Source organism: Rothia sp. QJM3NY_36 (genome assembly GCF_056173115.1).
Window position 1 is genome coordinate 831,466 of the sequence record NZ_CM149658.1, and the last position, 24,309, is coordinate 855,774.

Consider the following 24,309-nt stretch of genomic DNA (forward strand, 5'->3'; position numbering starts at 1 on the left):
CGGGCCCAGCGGGTCCGCGCCGCGCCACACCGCGAGGAAGGCGAGAGACATGACGGATCGGGTAGTGCTGGCGTACTCCGGAGGACTGGACACCTCCGTGGCCATCGGCTGGATCGGCGAGGCCACGGGCGCGGAGGTCATCGCCGTGGCCGTGGACGTCGGACAGGGCGGGGAGGATCTGGAGACCGTCCGGCAGCGCGCCCTGGACTGCGGGGCCGTGGAGGCCTACGTCGCCGACGCCCGCGAGGAGTTCGCCGCCGGGTACTGCATGCCCGCCCTGCAGGCCAACGCCCTGTACATGGACGCCTACCCGCTGGTCTCGGCAGTCTCCCGGCCCGTCATCGTCAAGCACCTGGTGGCCGCCGCCCAGCAGTTCGGCGCCACCACCGTGGCCCACGGCTGCACCGGCAAGGGCAACGACCAGGTGCGCTTCGAGGTCGGCATCCAGACCCTCGGCCCGGACCTGCAGTGCATCGCCCCCGTGCGGGACCTGGCCCTGACCCGGGAGAAGGCCATCGCCTACGCCGAGACCAACGGCCTGCCGATCATCACCACCAAGAAGAACCCGTTCTCCATCGACCAGAACGTGTGGGGCCGGGCCGTGGAGACCGGCTACCTCGAGGACATCTGGAACGGACCCACCAAGGACGTCTACGACTACACCGACGACCCGGGCTTCCCGCCGGCCCCGGACGAGGTCGTCATCACCTTCGAGCAGGGCGTGCCCACCGCGATCGACGGGCAGGCCGTGACCCCGCTGGAGGCCATCCAGATCATGAACCAGCGGGCCGGGGCCCAGGGCGTGGGCCGGATCGACATCGTCGAGGACCGGCTGGTGGGCATCAAGTCCCGCGAGATCTACGAGGCCCCCGGCGCGATGGCCCTGATCGCCGCGCACCGGGAGCTGGAGAACGTGACCCTGGAGCGGGAGCAGGCCCGGTTCAAGAAGACCGTGGGCCAGCGCTGGACCGAGCTGGTCTACGACGGCCAGTGGTTCTCCCCGCTGAAGAAGTCCCTGGACGCCTTCATCGCCGACACCCAGCAGATGGTCTCCGGGGACATCCGGATGCAGCTGCACGGCGGGAAGGCCACCGTGACCGGGCGGCGCTCCGAGACCTCCCTGTACGACTTCAACCTGGCCACCTACGACGAGGGCGACTCCTTCGACCAGTCCCAGGCCAAGGGCTTCATCGAGCTGTTCGGGATGTCCTCCAAGGTCGCCTCCGCCCGGGACCAGCGGCTGGGGCTGTGATGGCCGAGCACGCCAAGCACGGCACCAACGACGGCGCCCTGTGGGGCGGGCGCTTCGCCGGCGGCCCGGCGGACGCGCTCGCGGCCCTGTCCAAGTCCACCCAGTTCGACTGGCGCCTGGCCCCGTACGACATCGCCGGCTCCCGTGCCCACGCCCGGGTGCTGCACGCCCGCGAGCTGCTCACCGACGCCGAGCTGGACGGGATGCTCGCGGCCCTGGACGAACTCGAGGCCGACGTGCGCTCCGGGGCCTACGCGCCGGCCCCGGGCGATGAGGACGTGCACGGGGCGCTGGAGAAGGGCCTGATCGAGCGGGCCGGGCCCGCCCTGGGCGGCAAGCTGCGCGCGGGGCGCTCGCGCAACGACCAGATCGCCACCCTGGGGCGGATGTACCTGCGCGACCACGCCGGGATCATCGCCCGGGAGGTGCTCGGCGTCGTCGACGCCCTGATCGGGCAGGCCGAGGCCCACCCGTACGCGCCGATGCCGGGACGCACGCACCTGCAGCACGCCCAGCCGGTGCTGCTCAGCCACCACCTGCTGGCCCACGCCTGGGCCCTGTCCCGGGACCTGCAGCGCTTCCTCGACTGGGATGCCCGGGCCGCGGTCTCCCCGTACGGCTCGGGGGCCCTGGCTGGGTCCTCCCTGGGGCTGGACCCCAACGCCGTCGCCGCCGAGCTGGGCTTCGACTCCGCCACCTGGAACTCCATCGACGGGACCGCCGGGCGGGACGTGTACGCGGAGTTCTCCTGGATCACCGCGATGATCGCGGTGGACCTGTCCCGGATCAGCGAGGAGATCATCCTCTGGGCCACCAAGGAGTTCTCCTTCGTGACCCTGGACGACGCCTTCTCCACGGGCTCCTCGATCATGCCGCAGAAGAAGAACCCGGACATCGCGGAGCTGGCCCGCGGCAAGGCCGGGCGCCTGATCGGGGACCACGCGGGCCTGCTGGCCACCCTCAAGGCCCTGCCGCTGGCGTACAACCGGGACCTGCAGGAGGACAAGGAGCCGATCTTCGACGCGATCGATCAGCTCGAGGTCCTGCTGCCGGCGGTCTCCGGGATGATCGCCACCCTCACGGTGCACGAAGCTCGGCTGGCCGAGCTGGCCCCGCAGGGCTTCGCCCTGGCCACCGACGTCGCCGAGTGGCTGGTGCGCCAGGGGGTGCCGTTCCGCGACGCCCACGAGATCGCCGGCGAGGCCGTGCGCGTGTGCGAGGAGCAGGACTGCGAGCTGTGGGACCTCACGGACGCGGATTTCGCTGAGATCTCCGAGCACCTGACCCCCGGCGTGCGCGAGGTGCTCACCGTGCGCGGCTCCCTGGAGTCCCGCTCCTCCCAGGGCGGCACCGCCCCCTCCGCGGTGGCCGATCAGCTGCGGGCCCTGCGCGAGCAGCTGGCACCCGCCCGGGATTTCGCCGCCCGCGAGCAGCGGATCTCCTGACCCCCTCCCCGCGGCCGAAGGGCCCGGCTCCCGGATCCCCCGGGGCCGGGCCCTTCCCGCGCCCCCTCGCCGCGGCGTCGGCTCCCGCCGCACCCGGCCGGTGGCGTAGCCTGTGGTGTGCCCTCTCCCCGCCGGGGAGCCCCGTCACCGGAAGACTGAAGCGCCGCCCATGCACGATGCCCACTCCACCGCCGCCCGCCTCATCGCCGACACCTGCGCCCTGATCCCGGACTACCCGAAGCCGGGCATCCTCTTCCGCGATCTCACCCCCGTCTTCGCCGACGGCCGGGCCTTCCGCACCGTCGTGGACGCGCTGGTGGAGCGCTTCGAGGGCACCTTCGACGCCGTGGCCGGGGTCGAGGCCCGCGGCTTCCTGCTGGCCTCGGCGGCCGCCTACGCCGCGGGCGTGGGGGTCGTGCCGGTGCGCAAGCAGGGCAAGCTGCCCCGGGAGACCCACGCCGAGGACTACGACCTCGAATACGGCTCCGCGACCCTGGAGATCCACCGGGACGACCTGCCCGACGGGGCGCGGGTGCTGATCCTGGACGACATCCTGGCCACCGGAGGGACGCTGGCGGCCGCGGTGCGCCTGGTGCGCCGGGCCGGGTACCGGGTGGCCGGCGTCGGGGTGGCCATGGAGCTGGACGGGCTCGGCGGGCGCGAGGCGCTGGTCGGCGCATCGGCGCTGACCCGCACCGAGGGCGCCCCGGAGCCCCTGCCCGCCGACGCCGTGCGAGCCCTGTACACCGTCTGATCCCCGCGCCCACCCCGGTCTTCTCTGAACAGGAGCGTGCCCGTTTCCATGACCCAGCACCCCGCTTCCGCCCCTCGCGACGCCGTCGAGGCCGACTCGGAGGTCAGCGCCCCGCCGCAGGACGACGCCGAGGCGCCCGCCTCCGAGCAGGCCTCGGAATCCGAGCAGGCCGCCTGGCGCCGCCAGCTGGAGGCCGCCCTGAGGGAGGAGGGGGCGTACGTGGATCGGCTCTACGCCCGCCTGGACGAGGTCCGGGAGGAGACCGCGGCCAAGCTGGCCGGGGTGCGGCGGGCCGGAGCCGCCGGATCGCACCAGAACCGCTCGGAGCGCGACGCCTACGCGACCCATTACGAGGACCGGCTGGCCCAGCTGGAGGCGGTGGATCACCGCCTGGTCTTCGGGCGCCTGGATCTGGAGGACCGCACGCGCCGCTACGTCGGGCGGATCGGGCTGACCGACGCCGAGCACGGCCGGCTGCTGGTGGACTGGCGGGCCCCCGAGGCCGGGACCTTCTACCAGGCCACCGCCTTCGACCGCCAGGGCGTGGCCCGGCGTCGCCACCTGATCCTGGAGGGGCGCACCCTGCGCGGCATCGAGGACGACGTGCTGGACCCGAGCTTCCTGGACGACGCCGAGGCGCTGCACGGGGAGGGGGCGCTGCTGGCGGCCCTGAACCGGCGGCGCACCGGGCGCATGGGGGACATCGTGGCGACCATCCAGGCGGAGCAGGACCGCATCATCCGCGCCCCGCTGCCCGGGGTGCGCGTCGTGCAGGGCGGGCCGGGCACCGGCAAGACCGCGGTGGCCCTGCACCGGGCGGCCTACCTGCTGTACACCCACCGGGAGCGGCTGGGGAAGTCCGGGGTCCTCGTCGTCGGGCCCTCCACCTCGTTCCTGTGGTACATCGAGCGGGTCCTGCCCTCCCTGGGGGAGACCGGTGTGGTCATGTCCTCGCTGGCGGACCTGTTCCCCGGGGAGCACGGGGTGCCGGAGCGGGATCCCGAGGTCGCCCGGATCAAGGGATCGCTGCAGATGGCCGAGGTCATCCGCCGGGCCGTGCGCGACCGGCAGAAGGTCCCGACCCAGACCCAGCGGCTCACCGTGGGCTCGGCGGTCGTGGAGCTGACCCCGCAGCAGGTGCGCTCGGCCCGGGAGCGGGCCCGGGCCACGGGCAAGCCCCACAACCAGGCGCGGGAGACCTTCGTGAAGATGCTCGTGCGGGAGCTGGCCGAGAAGCTGCAGGAGCAGCTGACCCGGGAGACCGGCAACGACGTCGCCCGGGACTGGCTGCCCGAGGATGTGCGCACCTCCCGCGACGTGCGGGTCGCGCTGAACCTGGCCTGGCTGCCGCTGAGCCCGCAGACCCTGCTGCGCGACCTGTTCGCCAAGCCCCGCTACCTGGACTCGGCCGCCCGGGCGCTGGACCCGGCCCAGCGTCAGCTGCTGCGCCGGGAGGCCTCGGCCCCGTTCACCGAGGCCGACGCCCCGCTGCTGGACGAGGCCGCGGAGCTGCTCGGGGACTTCGAGGCGGCGGTCGGCACGGCCGCGGCCCGGGCGGCCGCCCAGCGCAGCGCGGACCTGGAGAACGCGGCCAAGGCCATCGAGAACGTGGAGGAGTCCCTGGCCGATGTCGGGGCCGACGGGGTGGTCACCGCCCAGATGCTCGCCGACCTCAACGCGGTGGGCCCGGCGCGGATGAGCGCGGCGGAGGCCGCGACGGCCGACCGCACCTGGGCCTACGGGCACGTGGTGGTCGATGAGGCCCAGGAGCTCTCCCCGATGCAGTGGCGGCTGCTGATGCGCCGGTGCCCCATGAAGTCCTTCACGGTGGTCGGGGATATCGCCCAGGCCTCGGCACCGGCGGCCGCGCACAGCTGGGCCGAGGCCCTCGAGCCCTTCGTGGGGGAGCGCTTCACCCTGGAGGAGCTGACCGTCAACTACCGCACCCCCGCGCAGATCGCCCGTGCGGCGGTCGACGTCGCCCGGGCCTCGGGGCTGGAGGTCTCCGCGCCGCGGGCCGTGCGCGAGGGGCGGTGGGCGCCGCAGCTGGTGCGCACCGGGGACGTCCCGGCCGGCGTCGTCGAGGCCGTGGCCCGGGACCTGGAGCTGGTGCCCGGCGGACTCGTGGGCGTGGTGGCCGCACCCGAGCAGCACGACGCGGTGGCCGCGGCCGTGGTGGAGGCCTTCGGCGCGCGCAGCGGCACCGGCGGTGGGGCCCGGCAGCGCCAGATCCTGGTGCTCAGCCCGTGGGAGGCCAAGGGCCTGGAGTTCGACGCCGTCGTGATCGCCGAGCCGAACGCCCTGGTGCAGGCGGCCGACGGTCGGCTGGGGGACCTGTACGTGGCGATGACCCGCCCGACCCAGCGGCTCACCCTGGTCTCCTCCGGGCCGATGCCGGCGGGCCTGGACTGAGACCGCTGGTTGCACGCGGGCCCGATGGTACCGTGTGTGCCGTGACGACTAACGCGAACATCGACGCCGTGCAGGGTCTGGACGAGCAGGCCAACGACCCCACCTTCCAGAACATCTGGCAGGAATTCCAGTGGCGGGGGCTCGTGCACGTGAGCACGGACCCCCAGGCCCTGGAGAAGGCCCTGACGGAGGACACCCTCACGTACTACATCGGCTTCGATCCGACCGCGGCCTCCCTGCACCTGGGGCATCTCGTGCAGCTGCTGAACATGCGCCGGCTGCAGCTGGCCGGGCACCGGCCCCTGGGGCTGGTCGGCGGCTCGACGGGGCTGATCGGGGACCCGAGGCAGACCTCCGAGCGGGTGCTGAACTCCCGGGAGGTCGTGGCCCAGTGGGTGGAGTCCCTGCGCGGGCAGATCCAGCGCTTCCTGTCCTTCGAGGGGGACAACGCCGCGCGGATGGTCAACAACCTGGACTGGACGGCGGGGCTGTCCGCCCTGGACTTCCTGCGCGACATCGGCAAGAGCTTCCGCGTGGGCACCATGATCAAGAAGGAGATCGTCGCCAAGCGGCTGAACTCCGAGGAGGGCATCTCCTACACCGAGTTCAGCTACCAGATCCTGCAGGGCATGGACTTCCTGGAGCTGTACCGGCAGTACGGGTGCACCCTGCAGCTGGGCGGCTCCGACCAGTGGGGCAACCTCACCTCCGGCACCGAGCTGATCCGCAAGGTGGAGGGCGAGCACGTCCACGCGATGGGCAGCCCGCTGATCACCAACTCGGACGGCACCAAGTTCGGCAAGTCCGAGGGCAACGCCATCTGGCTGGATCCCGAGCTGACCACGCCGTACGCCTTCTACCAGTTCTGGCTGAACACCGCCGACGCCGACGTCGTGGACCGGCTCAAGGTCTTCACCTTCCGCACCCGCGCCGAGATCGAGGAGCTGGCGCGGCTGACGGAGGAGGAGCCCTTCCGCCGGCAGGCCCAGAAGACGCTGGCCTATGACGTGTGCTCCCTGGTGCACGGATCCGAGGCCACGGACAAGGTCATCGCGGCGTCGGAGGCCCTGTTCGGCCGCGGCGACATCGTGGCGCTGGACGAGCCGACGCTGGTGGCGGCCACCGCCGAGCTGCCCCACGCACAGGTGCCGGCGGGGCGGCTCCCGCAGGTGGCGGACCTGCTGCTGGCCACGCAGCTGGCCTCCTCCAAGTCCGAGGCCCGCCGGTTCCTGCGCGAGGGCGCGGTGTCGGTGAACGGGGCCAAGGCCGCGGGGGAGGACGCCGTCGTGGCCGACGAGGACCTGCTGCACGGGCGCTACCTGGTGCTGCGCCGGGGCAAGAAGAACATGGCCCTGGTGAACGTGCAGGACTAGCCCGACGCCGGGGTCCGCAGGCTGTGACCGAGGACATCTCGTTCCGGCTTGCGTGCCCTGGTGGGGGTCTGTAGAGTCTTACAGGTCGCCGCGAGGCGGGCCGGTCCTGATCGGCTGGATCTTCACGGAGCATCCCGGTTTGCGGGGTGGTGTGAGGGTCTGGTACGGTGGACAGGTTGCCGCCGATCGAGACGGTGACGTTTTTCCGAGAGACCGATGGTCGTCTCTGGTTCCGAGTGTTCGGGGCTGGTGGTGGCTGTGTGGTTCGTTGTTTGAGAACTCAATAGTGTGCTTTGTTCACTCTGATGGTGCATACCAAGTATTTTTTGTGAATGACTGTGGTCATCATGCAGAGTGTTGGTGCAGCGTGGAGGCCACCCCGTGGCTGGTGATGCGTTGCGCTGTTCATTTATTTTGATGAGTCCAGTGTTCATGCTTTTTGTTTTTCAACGGAGAGTTTGATCCTGGCTCAGGACGAACGCTGGCGGCGTGCTTAACACATGCAAGTCGAACGCTGAAGCCTGGTGCTTGCACCGGGTGGATGAGTGGCGAACGGGTGAGTAATACGTGAGTGACCTGCCTTTGACTCTGGGATAAGCCTGGGAAACTGGGTCTAATACCGGATGCGACTACTGCCCGCATGGGCTGGTGGTGGAAAGGGTTATGTACTGGTCTTAGATGGGCTCACGGCCTATCAGCTGGTTGGTGGGGTAATGGCCTACCAAGGCGACGACGGGTAGCCGGCCTGAGAGGGTGACCGGCCACACTGGGACTGAGACACGGCCCAGACTCCTACGGGAGGCAGCAGTGGGGAATATTGCACAATGGGCGCAAGCCTGATGCAGCGACGCCGCGTGAGGGATGACGGCCTTCGGGTTGTAAACCTCTTTCAGCAGGGAAGAAGCGGAAGTGACGGTACCTGCAGAAGAAGCGCCGGCTAACTACGTGCCAGCAGCCGCGGTAATACGTAGGGCGCAAGCGTTGTCCGGAATTATTGGGCGTAAAGAGCTCGTAGGCGGCTTGTCGCGTCTGCTGTGAAAGCCCGGGGCTTAACTCCGGGTGTGCAGTGGGTACGGGCAGGCTAGAGTGCAGTAGGGGTAACTGGAATTCCTGGTGTAGCGGTGAAATGCGCAGATATCAGGAGGAACACCGATGGCGAAGGCAGGTTACTGGGCTGTTACTGACGCTGAGGAGCGAAAGCATGGGGAGCGAACAGGATTAGATACCCTGGTAGTCCATGCCGTAAACGTTGGGCACTAGGTGTGGGGGACATTCCACGTTTTCCGCGCCGTAGCTAACGCATTAAGTGCCCCGCCTGGGGAGTACGGCCGCAAGGCTAAAACTCAAAGGAATTGACGGGGGCCCGCACAAGCGGCGGAGCATGCGGATTAATTCGATGCAACGCGAAGAACCTTACCAAGGCTTGACATACACCGGATCGTTCCAGAGATGGTTCTTCCCTTTTGGGCTGGTGTACAGGTGGTGCATGGTTGTCGTCAGCTCGTGTCGTGAGATGTTGGGTTAAGTCCCGCAACGAGCGCAACCCTCGTTCTATGTTGCCAGCACGTGATGGTGGGGACTCATAGGAGACTGCCGGGGTCAACTCGGAGGAAGGTGGGGATGACGTCAAATCATCATGCCCCTTATGTCTTGGGCTTCACGCATGCTACAATGGCCGGTACAATGGGTTGCGATACTGTGAGGTGGAGCTAATCCCAAAAAGCCGGTCTCAGTTCGGATTGGGGTCTGCAACTCGACCCCATGAAGTCGGAGTCGCTAGTAATCGCAGATCAGCAACGCTGCGGTGAATACGTTCCCGGGCCTTGTACACACCGCCCGTCAAGTCACGAAAGTTGGTAACACCCGAAGCCGATGGCCTAACCCTTGTGGAGGGAGTCGTCGAAGGTGGGACTGGCGATTGGGACTAAGTCGTAACAAGGTAGCCGTACCGGAAGGTGCGGCTGGATCACCTCCTTTCTAAGGAGCTCAACTTTGGTTGGCCCTGTTCGTGCCCGAGTGTGGTGCGTGGGGTTTGCTCATGGGTGGAATGTGCGCCTGTTCTTGTCATGCTGCTGGCTTGTGTGGCTGGTGGTGTGGTGAGTGGAGTGGATGGAGCATGCTGTTGGGTTTTGAGGCAATGAGCTTCTGACCCGTGCTGGTGATGGGTTTCCTGTTGCTGGTGTGGGTTGGGGTGGTTGTCTTGGGTTTGCCTGGCTGCTGCTGGTGCTATGCGTTGTGTGTGGTGTTGGTGGTGGTGTGGGTTGTTGTTTGAGAACTATATAGTGGACGCGAGCATCAATTTTATTCTGGTATGCCGTGTCTGGTGACTGCTGGGTTTCTGGTGGTTGCTGGGTGTGGTGTATCTGCGATTGTTGAGTGTATCTGTGATTATCTGTGTGTGGCTAAGTTGTTTAGGGCGCACGGTGGATGCCTTGGCACAAGAAGCCGATGAAGGACGTGTGAATCTGCGATAAGCCTCGGGGAGTCGATAACAGGACGTTGATTCGAGGATTTCCGAATGGGGGAACCCCGCCACTTGTCAAGGGTGGTGACCTGCACCTGAATGTATAGGGTGTGTGGAGGGAACGAGGGGAAGTGAAACATCTCAGTACCCTCAGGAAGAGAAAATAACTAATGATTCTGTGAGTAGTGGCGAGCGAAAGCGGATGAGACTAAACCTGTGGTGTGTGATACCGGTGAGGGGTTGCATCATGGGGGTTGTGGGAGTGATGCGTGCCAGTTCTTACCGGCTGGTGGTGTGGTGTGTTGCGGTAGGCGAAGCGCCTGGGATGGCGTGCCGTAGAGGGTGAGAGTCCTGTAGCTGAAACCGTGGCTGCTGCATGGTGTTGTTTCCCGAGTAGCACGGGGCCCGTGAAATCTCGTGTGAATCTGCCAGGACCACCTGGTAAGTCTAAATACTTTCTTGTGACCGATAGTGGATCAGTACCGTGAGGGAATGGTGAAAAGTACCCCGGGAGGGGAGTGAAATAGTACCTGAAACCGTGTGCCTACAAGCCGTCAGAGCCTTTTGGGGTGATGGCGTGCCTTTTGAAGAATGAGCCTGCGAGTTAGTGTTCTGTCGCGAGGTTAACCCGTGTGGGGTAGTCGTAGCGAAAGCGAGTCTGAAGAGGGCGTGTGAGTGGCAGGATCTAGACCCGAAGCGGAGTGATCTACCCATGGCCAGGTTGAAGCGTGTGTAAGAGCGCGTGGAGGACCGAACCCACTTCAGTTGAAAATGGAGGGGATGAGCTGTGGGTAGGGGTGAAAGGCCAATCAAACTCTGTGATAGCTGGTTCTCCCCGAAATGCATTTAGGTGCAGCGTTGCGTGTTGCTTGCTGGAGGTAGAGCTACTGGTTGGCTGATGGGCCTTATCGGGTTACTGACGTCTGCCAAACTCCGAATGCCGGTAAGTTTTAGCGTGGCAGTGAGACAGTGGGGGATAAGCTTCATTGTCGAGAGGGAAACAGCCCAGACCATCAACTAAGGCCCCTAAGCGTGTGCTAAGTGGGAAAGGATGTGGAGTTGCTGAGACAACCAGGAGGTTGGCTTAGAAGCAGCCATCCTTGAAAGAGTGCGTAATAGCTCACTGGTCAAGTGATTCTGCGCCGACAATGTAGCGGGGCTCAAGTACACCGCCGAAGTTGTGGCAACAGCGTTTTGTTGTTGGGTAGGGGAGCGTCGTGTGGCCGGTGAAGCTGCCGTGTGAACGAGTGGTGGAGGCTATGCGAGTGAGAATGCAGGCATGAGTAGCGAATGATGCGTGAGAAACGTATCCGCCGGATGATCAAGGGTTCCAGGGTCAAGCTAATCTTCCCTGGGTTAGTCGGGGCCTAAGGCGAGGCCGTCAGGCGTAGTCGATGGATAACGGGTTGATATTCCCGTACCGACGAAGGACCGTCCATACTGAGCTGGTGATACTAACCACCCGAACCACTGTGGCCGCATTTTGTGTGGCTTCTGGTGGGGAGCGTGGGGCCTGAGCCAGGGAGGTAAGCGTGTTAACAGGTGTGACGCAGGAAGGTAGCCGGGCCACGCGGTGGTTGTCGTGGTCTAAGCATGTAGGGTGGGGTGTTGTTAAATGCGCGCCCCGTGTGCCTGAGATGTGATGGGACCCCCTTTGGTGGGGGGATTCGGTGATCCTATGCTGTCGAGAAAAGCATCGGCGTGAGGTTCTAGTTGCCCGTACCCTAAACCGACACAGGTGATCAGGTAGAGAATACTAAGGCGTTCGAGAGAATCATGGTTAAGGAACTCGGCAAAATGCCCCCGTAACTTCGGGAGAAGGGGGACCTTGAGCGTGAACCGGGCTTGCTCCGGGGAGCGTGTATGGGTCGCAGAGACCAGGGGGAAGCGACTGTTTATCAAAAACACAGGTCCGTGCGAAGTCGCAAGACGATGTATACGGACTGACTCCTGCCCGGTGCTGGAAGGTTAAGAGGACTCGTTAGGCCCTTCGGGGTCGAAGCGGAGAATTTAAGCCCCAGTAAACGGCGGTGGTAACTATAACCATCCTAAGGTAGCGAAATTCCTTGTCGGGTAAGTTCCGACCTGCACGAATGGAGTAACGACTTCCCTACTGTCTCAACCATGAACTCGGCGAAATTGCAGTACGAGTAAAGATGCTCGTTTCGCGCAGCAGGACGGAAAGACCCCGTGACCTTTACTATAGTTTGGTATTGGTGTTCGGTGTGGCTTGTGTAGGATAGGTGGGAGACTGTGAAGTCATCACGCTAGTGGTGGTGGAGTCGTTGTTGAAATACCACTCTGGTCATATTGGATGTCTAACTTCGGCCCATGATCTGGGTCAGGGACAGTGCCTGATGGGTAGTTTAACTGGGGCGGTTGCCTCCTAAAGAGTAACGGAGGCGCCCAAAGGTTCCCTCAGCCTGGTTGGCAATCAGGTGTTGAGTGTAAGTGCACAAGGGAGCTTGACTGTGAGACTGGCAGGTCGAGCAGGGACGAAAGTCGGGACTAGTGATCCGGCGGTTCATTGTGGAATGGCCGTCGCTCAACGGATAAAAGGTACCTCGGGGATAACAGGCTGATCTTGCCCAAGAGTCCATATCGACGGCATGGTTTGGCACCTCGATGTCGGCTCGTCGCATCCTGGGGCTGGAGTTGGTCCCAAGGGTTGGGCTGTTCGCCCATTAAAGCGGTACGCGAGCTGGGTTCAGAACGTCGTGAGACAGTTCGGTCCCTATCCGCTGCGTGCGTTGGAGAATTGTGGAGGCCTGTCCTTAGTACGAGAGGACCGGGACGGACGAACCTCTGGTATGTCAGTTGTACCGCCAGGTGCATGGCTGATTGGCTACGTTCGGGAGAGATAACCGCTGAAAGCATCTAAGCGGGAAGCTTGCTTCGAGATGAGTTCTCCTTGCCCTTTTGTTGGGTGTGAGGCTCCCTGTAGATGACGGGGTTGATAGGCCAGGTATGGAAGCCGGGACTGAAGACTGGTGGAGTTGACTGGTACTAATAGGCCGAAGACTTATCTACACATCATGGTGATCATGGTTGTTTGATGGTCGTGTGTTGGTGTTCGTGTTCACTGTATGGTTTTGGGATAGCAACCCGTGTGGGGTGCTGACCATGAACCCGTGACCCTTGGGGGTGTTTCCCTGGTGGGTGGGGTTGGTGGTGGGTGCCTGGATGGTGGTTGGCCCGTGTTTTTCTCGGTGGTTATGGCAAGAGGGGTACACCCGGTCCCTTTCCGAACCCGGTAGTTAAGGCTCTTAGCGCTGATGGTACTGCACCCGGTAGGTGTGTGGGAGAGTAGGTCGCCGCCGAGATTCATTTTTTGATGGTGGTGGGGGTCCCCGGTCGGGGATCCCCACCCTTTTTTTGTGCCCGTGGGATGTGCGGGGCTTGGCGGGGTCCGTGGTTGTGGGTGGTGGGGGTCCCGGTGTGGGGCCCCCTTTTTTTCGTGCCCGTGGACCCTTCCCGACCCTCCGGGGCGGCGCACCCACAGGCCCGTGCTGCTCCGTGCCCGCACTCGGCCGTCAGGTTCCCGCACACCGGTGGCGATGCACCGGTGTCCGGTTCCGTAGACTGGTGGCGAGCAGCGACGCGGTCGGCCTGAGCCGTGGGATCCCCCGTGGTCCCGGTGGCCGGACCGCGTCGAGAGAACGTGAGCAGAAGGAGCACAGCGTGGCTGAAGACCGTCCGCACGAAGGGCATCGGTCGGGGGACCGGAGGCGCGATCGCCCCAGCGGTGCCTCCGATCGAGGGCGGGGCCGCTCCGGTTCCCCGCGCTGGGGCCGCGACGAGAGCCGCTCCGACGGTCGTCGCGGCTCCGCCGGTGCAGGCCGTGGCTCCTTTGATCGTCGCCGCGGGTCCGGTCGGTTCGAGGACCGGGGGGATCGCCCCCGGCAGGATCGCCGGGATGAGCGCTTCGGCCAGGACCGTCGTCGCGATGACGGTCCGCGTCAGGATCGCGATCGTCAGGACCGTCCCCGTCAGGACCGGGATCGCCGCGGGCCTGCGTCCCGGCTCGGCGGCGAGTTCCGCGGGGGATCCCGCCCGCAGTCCTGGCAGGACCGGCGGGGCGAGGACGCCGAGCGCAACCCGCGGGGCCAGTTCGACCGGCGTCGGGAGCAGCGTCGGGAGGATGTGCGCAGCGGCTACCGGCCCTCGCGCGGACCCGCCCCGGAGATCGACGAGGAGGTCACCGGCAAGGAGCTGGACAAGTCCGTGCAGCGGGAGCTGCGGGTGCTCGAGCCGGACAACGCGGAGGTGGTCTCCCGGCACCTGGTGATGACCAGCCTGTACCTGGACGTGGACCCGGACTTCGCCCTCGAGCACGCCCAGGCCGCCGTCGCCCGGGCCGGACGGGTTGCCGCGGTGCGCGAGGCCGCCGGCGTCGCCGCCTATGCCGCGGAGGACTGGGAGACCGCCCTGCGCGAGCTGCGCACCCACCGGCGCATGACCGGATCCCACGAGCACCTGCCGCTGATCGTCGACGCGCAGCGGGCCCTGGGCCGCACCGCGAAGGCCCTGGAGGAGGCCCGGGACGAGGAGGCCCTGGAGGGTCTGAGCGCCGAGCAGAAGGCCGAGCTGGCCATGGTGGTCTCCGGGATCCACCAGGACGCGGGAGACCTCGAGGCCGCCCGGCGCGCCCTGGAGATCCCCGAGCTGAACCCCCGCCGCGCCTTCTCCTACAGCCCGCGCCTGTACTCCGCCTACGCGGACGTGCTCGAGGCGCTGGGCCGGGAGGCGGAGGCCGCCCGGTGGTCCCGGTTGGTCGCCGTCGCCGAAGCCGCCCTGGGGCAGGGACAGTTCGCGGAACCGGAGATCTACGACATCGACGTGCTGCCGGATGAGCAGCCCGAGGACGAGCAGGGAATCGAGATGGCCGAACAGGAGCCCACCCCCGAGGAGATGGAGGAGGCCGCCGCCCAGCGCCGCCGCGCCGAGGCCGAGACCGGCGATGACGAGCGCCTCGCGGCCGTCGCCGAGGACCGCACCGGCTTCGGCGGCGCGCTCGAGGACGTCGAACCGGACGTGGAGCGCACCGGCGAGGAGGAGCTGCGCACCGAGCTGGGCGACGTCGTGGAGAAGACCGACCTGGAGGATGAGGATCCCGGGGACCCCGAGGCCACCGACGAGACCGAGATCGAAGGCGACGTGGTCACCGAGGACGTCGCCGATGACGACGCCGCCACGACCGGCGGGATGCCGCCGGAGCTGCGGGAGGTCGAGGAGGACATCGCCCGGGACAACGCGGGGGACGCCGGGCGCGCATGAGCCACCTGCTCGCATCCTTCGACGCGATCCTCTCCGACCTGGACGGGGTGGTCTACGCAGGCCCCGACCCCATCCCGGGGGCCGTGCCCGCGCTGAACCGCGCCCAGCGGGAAGGTGTCGCGGTGGCGTACGTGACCAACAACGCCTCGCGCTCCGTGGGCACCGTGGCCGAGCACCTGAACGTCCTGGGTCTGCACACCGACGCCGAGCACGTGGTCAGCTCCGCGCAGGCCGCCGCCCGGCTGGCGGCCGACCGGCTCGGCGCGGGCGCGCCCGTGCAGATCTGCGGGGCCGAGGCTCTGGCCGACTGCGCCCGGGACGCCGGACTGCGCGTCGTCGCGCCGGGGGAGGAGCCCCGGGCCGTGCTGCAGGGCTTCGAGCCGACGCTGCGCTGGCAGGACCTGGCCGAGGCGGCCTACACCCTGGCCGACGAGCAGGTGCTGTGGATCGCCTCCAACACGGATCTGACCATCCCCAAGGAGCGGGGCATCGCCCCCGGCAACGGCACCCTCGTGCGGGCCGTGGCCACCGCCACCCGGCGGGAGCCCCTCGTGGCGGGCAAACCCGGCGCGGCGATCTTCCACACCATCGTCGAGCGGCTGGACGTGCGTCGGCCGCTGGTGGTCGGGGACCGACTGGACACGGACATCCTCGGGGCGCACCGGGCGGACCTGCCCAGCGCCGCCGTCATGACCGGGGTGCAGACCTGGGAGGACGTGCTGCGCGCCCCGGCGGACCAGCGACCGGACCACCTGCTGGCCGACCTGGGCGAGCTGTTCGAGGACTACGCCGCCCCGCGGGTGAACGCGGACGGCGGTGAGGCCCGCGCCGAGCTGCACGGGATCACCGCCCAGGCCGACGCCGCCGGCGTCACCGTGCGCGGGGATGGCCCGGAGGTCCTGCGCTGGCGGGTCGCCTGCGCCGCCTGGTGGGCCGTGCATCCCCGGGCCGAGGAGCCGACGGAGCCCGAGCTGCGATGGCGGTGAGTCCGGAGCTGACGGGGGACCCGCGGGCCGAGGAGGCGTCGCGGGTGGTGCAGGAGGCGGCGCGGCGGCTGGCCGAACACGGCTCCGCCGAGGAGCTGGAGGCCCTGCTGCAGCGCTTCGACGCCGTCCCGGTGGCCGAGCACGCCGCCCTGTACGACCAGCTGCATCGGGCCCTGCGGACCCGCCTGGACGCCGAGCCCAGCCCCGCGCCGGCGGCACCGGGAGAGGCCCGCGCCGACCCGGAGACGCGCGGATGAGGCTGGACCGGCATCTGGTGCACGCGGGTCTGGCCCCCTCGCGCACCGCGGCCGCCCGGCTGATCCGGGAGGGGCGGGTCCTGGTCCACCACCGGGAGGTTCGCAAGCCCGCCCTCGACGTCGCCGCGGAGGTGCCCGTGCGCATCCTGCCGGGCCCGGGGGCGGACTGGGTCTCGCGGGCCGGACACAAGCTCGACGGCGCGCTGCGGGCCTTCCCCGACGTCGTCGTGGCCGGGCGGCGCTGCCTGGACGCCGGGGCCTCCACCGGCGGGTTCACCCAGGTGCTGCTGCACCGCGGGGCCGCCCGGGTGGTCGCGGTCGACGTCGGCCACGACCAGCTGCACCCCAGCCTGCGCGCCGATCCCCGGGTGCAGGTGCACGAGGGGCTGAACGTGCGCCACCTGGACCCGGAGGCGATCGGCGGGCCCGTGCAGCTGACCGTGGGGGATCTCTCCTTCATCTCCCTGACCCTCGTCCTGCCCGCGCTGCGCGCCGCGACCGCCCCCGGCGGGGAGCTGGTGCTCATGGTCAAGCCGCAGTTCGAGGTCGGCCGCTCCGGGCTGGACAAGCATGGCGTGGTCCGCGACGAGGCGACCCGGCAGGCCGGCATCCGCGCCGTCCTCGAGGCCGCCGCCGACCTCGGCCTGCAGATCCGGGCCGCGGCGGATTCCGCCCTGCCCGGCCAGGACGGCAACCGCGAGCACTTCCTGCACCTGCACCGCCCGACGGGAGACCTCGGATCTGTCAGTCCCCTCGCCTAGGCTGGGATCCGGTGCGCCGCGTACCCCGACCCCGCCCGACGCACCCCGAACCCGCCCGGGCCCGCCCGACGCCGCCCGCGATCCTCCCCGAAGGAGCAAGGTCCCATGACCCGCAAGATCCTCCTGTTCGCCCACACGGGGCGACCCGAAGCCACGGCGGCCGCGACCCAAGCCTGCGACCGGCTGCTGGCGGCCGGGCTGACGCCCGTCATGGGTCGCGGGGACCTCGAGACGATCTTCGGCGCCCCGCACTGCCCCGGGATCGAGGTCATCCACGAGTCCGTGGCCCTGAACGACGTCGAGCTCGGGGTGGTGCTGGGCGGGGACGGGTCCATCCTGCGCGCGGCGGAGATGATGCGCCACACCGACATCCCGCTGATCGGGGTGAACTTGGGCCACGTGGGCTTCCTGGCCGAATCCGAGCGCACGGACCTGGATGAGACCGTGGACCACATCGTCAACCGCACCTACACGGTCGAGGAGCGGATGGCCATCGACGTGCAGGTGTGGAGCGAACGGCGGGTGCTGCACCACGACTGGGCCCTGAACGAGGCCTCGGTGGAGAAGGGCAACCGGGAGAAGATGGTCGAGGTGGTCATCGAGGTGGACGGGCGCCCGCTGAGCAGCTTCGGCTGCGACGGCGTCGTGATGGCCACCCCCACCGGGTCCACGGCCTACGCCTTCTCCGGGGGCGGGCCGGTGGTGTGGCCCGAGGTCGCGGCGATGCTGCTGGTGCCGTTGAGCGCCCACGCCCTGTTCTCCCGGCCCCTGGTGGCCGCGCCCGCCTCGACCATGGCCGTGGAGCTGCTGCCGACCAACGGGCACTACGGCGTGCTGTGGTGCGACGGGCGCCGCAGCGCGGACCTGCCGCCCGGCGCGCGCATCGAGGTGCGCCGCTCCGGCAAGCCGGTGCGCCTGGCCCGCATCCACCCCGCCCCGTTCTCGGAGCGGCTGGTGAAGAAGTTCCAGCTGCCCACCCGCGGGTGGCGCGGCCCCGTCGTGGAGGGCGAGCCCGCCCCCGCCCCCGAGCCTGGGAAGGAGAACCGCAGCGCATGATCGAGGAGATCAACATCCGTGACCTCGGGGTCATCACCGGGGCCACCCTGCCCTTGGGCCCCGGGCTGACCGTGCTCACCGGGGAGACCGGAGCCGGCAAGACCATGGTCGTCACCGCCCTGGGCATGCTGCTCGGCGCCCGCTCCGATGCCGGCGCGGTGCGCGCCGGGGCCCGCTCCGCCCTGGCCCAGGCCGTGGTGCGCCTGCCCGAGGGCCACCCGGCCGTGGAGATGGCCGAGGAGGCCGGCGGCGAGGCCGTGCGGGTCGAGGACGGCACCGAGCTGCCCCAGGAGCTGATCCTCTCCCGCACGGTCAGCGCCTCGGGGCGCTCCCGGGCCACCGTCGGCGGGGCGGCCGCGCCCATCGGGACCCTGGCCGCCCTGGGGCAGACCCTCGTGGCCGTGCACGGGCAGACCGATCAGCTGCGGCTGAAGTCCGCCGCGGCCCAGCGTCGGGCCGTGGACGCCTACGCCGGGGAGGAGCTCGCGGACCTGCTGGACCGGTACCGCGCGCACTACGCCGAGTACCGGGAGGCCGCCCAGGAGCTGCGCGAGGTCCGGGAGAACTCCCGGGCCCGGGCCTTCGAGGCCCAGTCCCTGGCCGCGGCGCTGAAGGAGATCGACGACGTGCGCCCGCAGGTGGGGGAGGAGGAGTTCCTGGACGCGGAATCCGCGCGGCTGACCAACGTCGAGCAGCTGCGCACCGCCGCGCGCACGGCCCAGTCCGCGCTGGTCGGTGGTGCGGACCTGGAGGCGAGCACGGTCTCGGTCCTGCTGGATCACGCCCACCGCGCCCTGCTGCAGGAGGCCGAGGAGGACGAGGCCCTGGCCGGGCTGGCCGGGCGGGTCCGGGAGCTGATGATCCAGGCCGCGGACATCGGGGAGGAGCTCTCCGGCTACCTCTCCGATCTGGAGACCGAGGGCCCCGGGCGCCTGGCGCAGGTGGAATCCCGCCGGGCGGCCCTGAAGAAGCTGACCCGCAAGTACGGCGCGGACATCACCGAGGTGCTGGACTGGGCCGCGGCCAGCCGCAACCGCCTGCAGGCCCTGGAGGACGACCCCTCGCGGGCCGAAGCCCTGGAGGAGCAGCTGCGCGGACTGCGCGGTCGCCTGCAGGAGGAGGCCGACCGGCTGCGGGCACTGCGCGAGGAGTCGGGCCGCCGGCTCAGCGCCGTCGTCTCCGAGGAACTCTCCGCCCTGGCGATGCCCAACGCCCGTCTGGTCGTTCAGGTGGAGGAGACCGAGAAGTTCGGGCCCGAGGGCAAGGACGCGGTGAGCCTCATGCTCGCCCCGCACCGCGACGCCGTCCCGCGCCCGCTGGGCAAGGGCGCCTCCGGCGGCGAGCTGTCCCGGGTGATGCTCGCCCTGGAGGTGGTGCTGGCCGAGGTGGACCCGGTGCCGACCTTCATCTTCGACGAGGTCGACGCCGGGGTGGGCGGGAAGGCCGCCGTGGAGATCGGCCGGCGCCTGGCGATGCTGGCCCGGCGCGTGCAGGTCCTGGTGGTCACCCACCTGCCGCAGGTCGCCGCCCACGCGGACCGGCATGTGCTGGTCCTGAAGTCCGAGGACGCCACGGTCTCCGAGGTGCGGGTGCTGGATCCGGGCGAGCGCGTCGTCGAGCTGGCGCGGATGCTGGCCGGGCACGAGGACTCCGCCGCGGCCCGCCAGCACGCCGCGGAGCTGCTGGCCGACGCCGGCCAGGCGGCCCCGCAGCCCGCCGCCGAGCACCCCGGCGCATGAGATCTGCGCCACCTTCACCCCTGACCCCGCATGATAGGCTCGAGACCCGTGGTGAATGAATCCAAGACAGCGTCGGCACAGCACAGCACGGACCGGAAGATCACCCGGCAGATCTTCGTCACGGGGGGTGTGGCCTCCTCCCTCGGCAAGGGGCTGACCGCCTCCAGCCTCGGGCGCCTGCTGCGCTCGCGCGGGCTGTCCGTGACCATGCAGAAGCTGGATCCCTACCTCAACGTGGATCCCGGCACCATGAACCCCTTCCAGCACGGCGAGGTCTTCGTCACCGACGACGGCGCCGAGACGGACCTGGACATCGGCCACTACGAGCGCTTCCTGGACGAGAACCTCGACGCCTCGGCCAACGTGACCACCGGCCAGGTCTACTCCACCGTGATCGCCAAGGAGCGGCGCGGGGAGTACCTGGGGGACACCGTGCAGGTCATCCCGCACATCACCGATGAGATCAAGGCGCGCATGCGCCGCCGGGCCACCGGCGAGCCCGACGCCCCGGACATCATCATCACCGAGATCGGCGGCACCGTCGGGGACATCGAATCCCAGCCCTTCCTGGAGGCCGCTCGCCAGGTGCGCCGCGACGTCGGGCGGCGCCACGTGTTCTTCCTGCACGTCTCCCTGATCCCCTACATCGGGCCCTCCGGGGAGATGAAGACCAAGCCCACTCAGCACTCCGTGGCGGCCCTGCGCGGGCTCGGGATCATCCCGGACGCCCTGGTGCTGCGCTCGGCCAAGGAGGTCTCCGAGAGCCTCAAGGCCAAGGTCGGCAGCGCATGCGATGTGGACACCGAGGCCGTCATCGCCTGCCCGGATGCCCCGAGCATCTACGACATCCCCAAGACCCTGTACCGGCAGGGCCTGGACGCCTACATCCTGGACTACCTGGGCCTGGACTACCAGCCCGCGGACTTCACCGAGTGGGACAAGCTGCTGCGCACCGTGCACCAGCCCTCGCACGAGGTCACGGTGGGGCTGGTCGGCAAGTACATCGACCTGCCGGACGCCTACCTGTCCGTCTCCGAGGCGCTGCGCGCCGGCGGCTTCGCCAACGACGCCAAGGTGAGCATCAAGTGGATCGCCTCGGACCTGTGCCAGGATCCCGAGGGTGCGGCCCGGCAGCTGGCGGACGTGGACGCGATCTGCGTGCCCGGCGGCTTCGGGATCCGCGGCCTGGAGGGCAAGCTCGGCGCCCTGCGCTACGCCCGGGAGCACCGCATCCCGACCCTGGGGCTGTGCCTGGGCCTGCAGTGCATGGTCATGGAGTACGCCCGCAGCGTTGTCGGCCTGCCGGAGGCCTCCTCCACCGAGTTCGACCCGGAGACCTCCACCCCGATCATCGCCACGATGGAGGAGCAGAAGCAGTTCGTGGACGGCGCGGGGGACCTGGGCGGCACGATGCGCCTGGGCCTGTACGACGCCAAGCTCACCGAGGGCTCCGTGGTGGCCGGCGCGTACGGGGCCACCGAGGTCAAGGAGCGCCACCGGCACCGCTACGAGGTCAACAACGCCTACCGCGAGCAGCTGGAGGAGGCCGGCCTGGTGATCTCCGGGACCTCCCCGGACGGCTCACTGGTGGAGTTCGTGGAGCTGCCCGCCGAGGTGCACCCCTACTACGTCTCCACGCAGGCCCACCCGGAGCTGCTGTCCCGGCCCACCCGCTCCCACCCCCTGTTCCGCGGGCTGATCGCCGCGGCGCTGGCCCGATGACGACGTCGGAGCGCCGGGGCGGGCAGGCGCGGGAGCCGCTGGCGGACCGGATCTGCCCGATCGAGCCCGAAGAGCAGCGGGAGATCTTCTCCGGGAAGGTCTTCGACGTCGTGGAGGAGGGCTTCCGGCTGGAGCCGGACGGCGCGATGATCCGCCGCGAGTTCCTGCGCCACCCGGGGGCCGTGGCGATCGCCGCGCTGAACGAGGAGCAGGAGATCCTGCTGATCAGCCAGTACCGCCACCCCGCCGGCATGCGGATGTGGGAGATCCCGGCGGGGCTGCTGGACGTCGCGGGGGAGGCCCCCGTGGACGCCGCGCGCCGGGAGCTGCGCGAGGAGGCGGATCTGACCGCCGCCCGCTGGGACACCCTGCTGGAGTTCCAGAACACCCCCGGCGCCTCGAACGAGGCCACCCGGATCTTCCTGGCCCGCGGCATCGACCCGGTGCCCGAGGCCGAGCGCTTCACCCGCGAGGAGGAGGAAGCGCAGATCATCACCCGCTGGGTGCCCATCGAGGAGGCCGCGACGGCCGTGCTGGGCTCGCGTCTGCACTCCCCGTCCGCGGTCAACGCGATCCTCGCCGTGTGGGCGGGGCTGCGCCGGGACTTCGCGGATCTGCGTCCGGCCGAGGCCGCGTGGCCGGCGCACCCGGGGTTCCGGGAGGACGACGCGGCGTGAGCCGCCCACACGCCGCGCCGGCCGTCGCCCCGGCCCCGGAGCTGAACGACGGCCTGCGGCGGTACCTGCAGCACCTGGAGATCGAGCGCGGCCTGGCCGCGAACACCCTCGCCTCCTACCGCCGGGACCTCGGGCGCTACCTGGCCTTCCTCGCCGACCGGCGCGGCGTGCGCGCCCCCGGCGAGGTCGTCACCGAGGACGTGCAGGAGTTTCTGCGCCACCTGTCCCGCCCGCGCGCCGAGGGCGGGCGGGGGCTGTCCGCGCGCAGCGCGGCCCGCGCCGTCGTCGCGGTGCGCGGGATGCACCGGTTCTGGACCCTGGAGGGGATCACCCCCGCGGACCCCGCGGAGGCCGTGGCCCCGCCGCGCCCGGGACAGCGCCTGCCCAAGGCCCTGCCGGTGCAGACCGTGGCCCGGATCCTGGAGGCCCCGGATCGGCAGACCCCCGCCGGGCTGCGCGATGCGGCCTTACTGGAGTTCCTGTACTCCACCGGCGCGCGCATCTCCGAGGCCGTCGGGGTCGACCGGGATGACCTCTCCGCCCCGACGCCGCCCGGTCAGGAGCACGCCACGGGCGTGGTGCGCCTGTTCGGCAAGGGCGGCCGGGAGCGGATCGTGCCGGTCGGCTCCTACGCGCGCGAGGCCGTCTCCGCCTACCTCGTGCGATCCCGGCCCCTGCTGGCCGCCCACGGCCGCGGCACCCCGGCGCTGTTCCTCAACGCCCGGGGGGGGCGCCTGACCCGCCAGGGGGCGTGGCTGGTGCTGAAGAAGGCCGCCGAGCGGGCGCAGATCACCCAGGAGGTCTCCCCGCACTCCCTGCGCCACTCCTTCGCGACCCACCTCCTGGAAGGCGGGGCGGACATCCGCGTGGTCCAGGAGCTGCTGGGCCACGCCTCCCTGACCACCACGCAGATCTACACCAAGGTCACCGCGGACACGCTGCGGGAGGTCTTCCTCTCGGCCCATCCGCGGGCGGTGTGAGACTCACTCGGGCAGATGCCGCTCACCTGGCCCGTCGTAGGCGGACAGCGGGCGGATCAGCGAGTTGTGGGCCAGCTGCTCCATGATGTGCGCGGTCCACCCCGTGACCCGGGCGGCCACGAACAGCGGCGTGAAGGTCGGGGTGTCGAAGCCCATCAGGTGATAGGTCGGCCCGGCCGGGTAGTCCAGGTTCGGCTGGATGCCCTTGGCCTCGTCCATGGACTTCGCCAGACCCTTGTACAGCCCCATCATCTCGCCGCGGTCGACGTGTTCGATCATGTCGAACAGCGCCGCCTGCATGGTCGGGACGCGGGAGTCGCCGTTCTTGTACACCCGGTGCCCGAAGCCCATGACCTTCCTCTTCTGCCCCAGGGCCGCGTCCATCCACTCCTTCGCGCGCCGCTCGGCGTCGGCCTCGGACTCATCCTCCCGGATGCCGATCTCGTCGAAGGTGTGCATCACGGCCTCATTGGCCCCGCCGTGCAGCGGACCTTTCAGCGCGCCGATCGCCCCGGTCACCGCCGAATACAGGTCCGACAGGGAGGAGGCGATGGTGCGGGCGGTGAAGGTCGAGCAGTTGAAGGAGTGCTCGGCGTACAGGACCATCGAGACGCTGAAGGCTCGCTTCACCTCGGGGGCCGGGACCTCCCCGAAGGTCATGTGCAGGAAGTTCTCGCACCAGTCCAGGTCCTCCCGGGGCTGGATCAGCTCCTGGCCCCGACGGCGCCGCTGATCGTAGGCCACCACCGCGGGCAGGGCCGAGAACAGCTTCTTCGCCTTGAGCAGGTTCGCCGCGGGGGAGTCGTCCTCGGCGGCCGGATCCTGGGCCCCGAGCACGGAGACGGCGGTGCGGCACACGTCCATCGGGTGGCAGGCGGTCGGCAGCGCGTCGATGACGGTCTTGAGGGAGCTGTCCATCGCCCGGTGGGCGGCGTCGAACTCCCGGAACTCGGAAAGCTCCCGCTCGGTGGGCAGCTCGCCGTTCCACAGCAGCAGGGCCACCTCCTCGAAGGAGCAGCGCGCGGCCAGCTCCTGCACCGGGTAGCCGCGGTAGAGCAGGGAGTTGGTCTCGGGGTTGACCTTGGAGATCGCCGTCGTGTCGGCGACGACCCCGGCCAGGCCCTTGCGGATCTCTTCGGACATGGGGATCACTC

15 protein-coding genes and 3 rRNA genes are annotated in these 24,309 nt (G+C 69.0%); 17 read left to right on the forward strand and 1 reads right to left on the reverse strand.

From position 1 onward, the window contains the following. The first annotated feature begins 49 nt into the window (after positions 1–49). The 17 genes from AC0VXQ_RS03640 (at position 50) to xerD (ending at position 23,155) form a co-directional block, all read left to right on the forward strand. A complete protein-coding gene (locus AC0VXQ_RS03640) occupies positions 50–1,252 on the forward strand; it encodes an argininosuccinate synthase (protein WP_196826334.1) in 1,203 nt (400 codons plus the stop codon). Further along, complete coding sequence (gene argH / locus AC0VXQ_RS03645) at positions 1,252–2,697, forward strand: argininosuccinate lyase (protein ID WP_058743496.1); 1,446 nt, start codon at positions 1,252–1,254, stop codon at positions 2,695–2,697. Before AC0VXQ_RS03640 ends, argH begins: the two co-directional genes overlap by 1 nt. Positions 2,698–2,866: 169 nt before the next feature. Continuing rightward, positions 2,867–3,451, forward strand: a complete 585-nt coding sequence (locus AC0VXQ_RS03650; RefSeq protein ID WP_058743497.1) for an adenine phosphoribosyltransferase — start codon at positions 2,867–2,869, stop codon at positions 3,449–3,451. Positions 3,452–3,499: 48 nt separating this feature from the next. Continuing rightward, complete coding sequence (locus AC0VXQ_RS03655) at positions 3,500–5,863, forward strand: HelD family protein (RefSeq protein WP_081046226.1); 2,364 nt, start codon at positions 3,500–3,502, stop codon at positions 5,861–5,863. A 59-nt stretch (positions 5,864–5,922) separates the two neighbouring features. Continuing rightward, positions 5,923–7,236, forward strand: a complete 1,314-nt coding sequence (tyrS, locus tag AC0VXQ_RS03660; RefSeq protein WP_207543948.1) for a tyrosine--tRNA ligase — start codon at positions 5,923–5,925, stop codon at positions 7,234–7,236. 446 nt (positions 7,237–7,682) lie between these two features. After that, positions 7,683–9,213, forward strand: a 16S ribosomal RNA gene (locus AC0VXQ_RS03665). Positions 9,214–9,636: 423 nt separating this feature from the next. After that, positions 9,637–12,730, forward strand: a 23S ribosomal RNA gene (locus tag AC0VXQ_RS03670). Positions 12,731–12,905: 175 nt separating this feature from the next. Beyond that, positions 12,906–13,023 (forward strand): 5S ribosomal RNA (gene rrf / locus AC0VXQ_RS03675). The 16S, 23S and 5S rRNA genes sit together here, the layout of an rRNA operon. A gap of 820 nt (positions 13,024–13,843) precedes the next feature. Then, complete coding sequence (locus AC0VXQ_RS03680; protein WP_196826045.1) at positions 13,844–14,977, forward strand: hypothetical protein; 1,134 nt, start codon at positions 13,844–13,846, stop codon at positions 14,975–14,977. Continuing rightward, complete coding sequence (locus AC0VXQ_RS03685) at positions 14,974–15,963, forward strand: HAD-IIA family hydrolase (protein WP_055684705.1); 990 nt, start codon at positions 14,974–14,976, stop codon at positions 15,961–15,963. The genes AC0VXQ_RS03680 and AC0VXQ_RS03685 overlap by 4 nt, the downstream gene beginning before the upstream one ends. Then, a complete protein-coding gene (locus tag AC0VXQ_RS03690; protein ID WP_475529159.1) occupies positions 15,960–16,220 on the forward strand; it encodes a hypothetical protein in 261 nt (86 codons plus the stop codon). Before AC0VXQ_RS03685 ends, AC0VXQ_RS03690 begins: the two co-directional genes overlap by 4 nt. Continuing rightward, positions 16,217–16,981 (forward strand): TlyA family RNA methyltransferase, encoded by a 765-nt coding sequence (locus tag AC0VXQ_RS03695; RefSeq protein ID WP_100464727.1) that lies wholly within the window; start codon positions 16,217–16,219, stop codon positions 16,979–16,981. Before AC0VXQ_RS03690 ends, AC0VXQ_RS03695 begins: the two co-directional genes overlap by 4 nt. A gap of 105 nt (positions 16,982–17,086) precedes the next feature. Further along, on the forward strand, positions 17,087–18,037 hold the full coding sequence (locus AC0VXQ_RS03700; RefSeq protein WP_055684702.1) for an NAD kinase: 951 nt from the start codon (positions 17,087–17,089) through the stop codon (positions 18,035–18,037). Next, positions 18,034–19,776, forward strand: a complete 1,743-nt coding sequence (gene recN, locus AC0VXQ_RS03705; protein WP_475529161.1) for a DNA repair protein RecN — start codon at positions 18,034–18,036, stop codon at positions 19,774–19,776. Before AC0VXQ_RS03700 ends, recN begins: the two co-directional genes overlap by 4 nt. Positions 19,777–19,806: 30 nt before the next feature. Continuing rightward, complete coding sequence (locus AC0VXQ_RS03710; protein ID WP_055684700.1) at positions 19,807–21,498, forward strand: CTP synthase; 1,692 nt, start codon at positions 19,807–19,809, stop codon at positions 21,496–21,498. Beyond that, the gene (locus AC0VXQ_RS03715; protein WP_081101654.1) at positions 21,495–22,175 is read left to right on the forward strand and encodes an NUDIX domain-containing protein; all 681 of its coding nucleotides are present in this window, start codon (positions 21,495–21,497) and stop codon (positions 22,173–22,175) included. Before AC0VXQ_RS03710 ends, AC0VXQ_RS03715 begins: the two co-directional genes overlap by 4 nt. Continuing rightward, positions 22,172–23,155: a site-specific tyrosine recombinase XerD gene (gene xerD / locus AC0VXQ_RS03720; RefSeq protein WP_058730973.1), complete on the forward strand. Its 984-nt coding sequence runs from the start codon at positions 22,172–22,174 to the stop codon at positions 23,153–23,155. The genes AC0VXQ_RS03715 and xerD overlap by 4 nt, the downstream gene beginning before the upstream one ends. A gap of 3 nt (positions 23,156–23,158) precedes the next feature. Here xerD and AC0VXQ_RS03725 read toward each other — a convergent pair whose 3' ends face one another. Next, positions 23,159–24,298, reverse strand: coding sequence for a bifunctional 2-methylcitrate synthase/citrate synthase (locus AC0VXQ_RS03725; protein ID WP_055684698.1), 1,140 nt, complete (start codon positions 24,296–24,298; stop codon positions 23,159–23,161). Between the last annotated feature and the right edge of the window lie 11 nt (positions 24,299–24,309).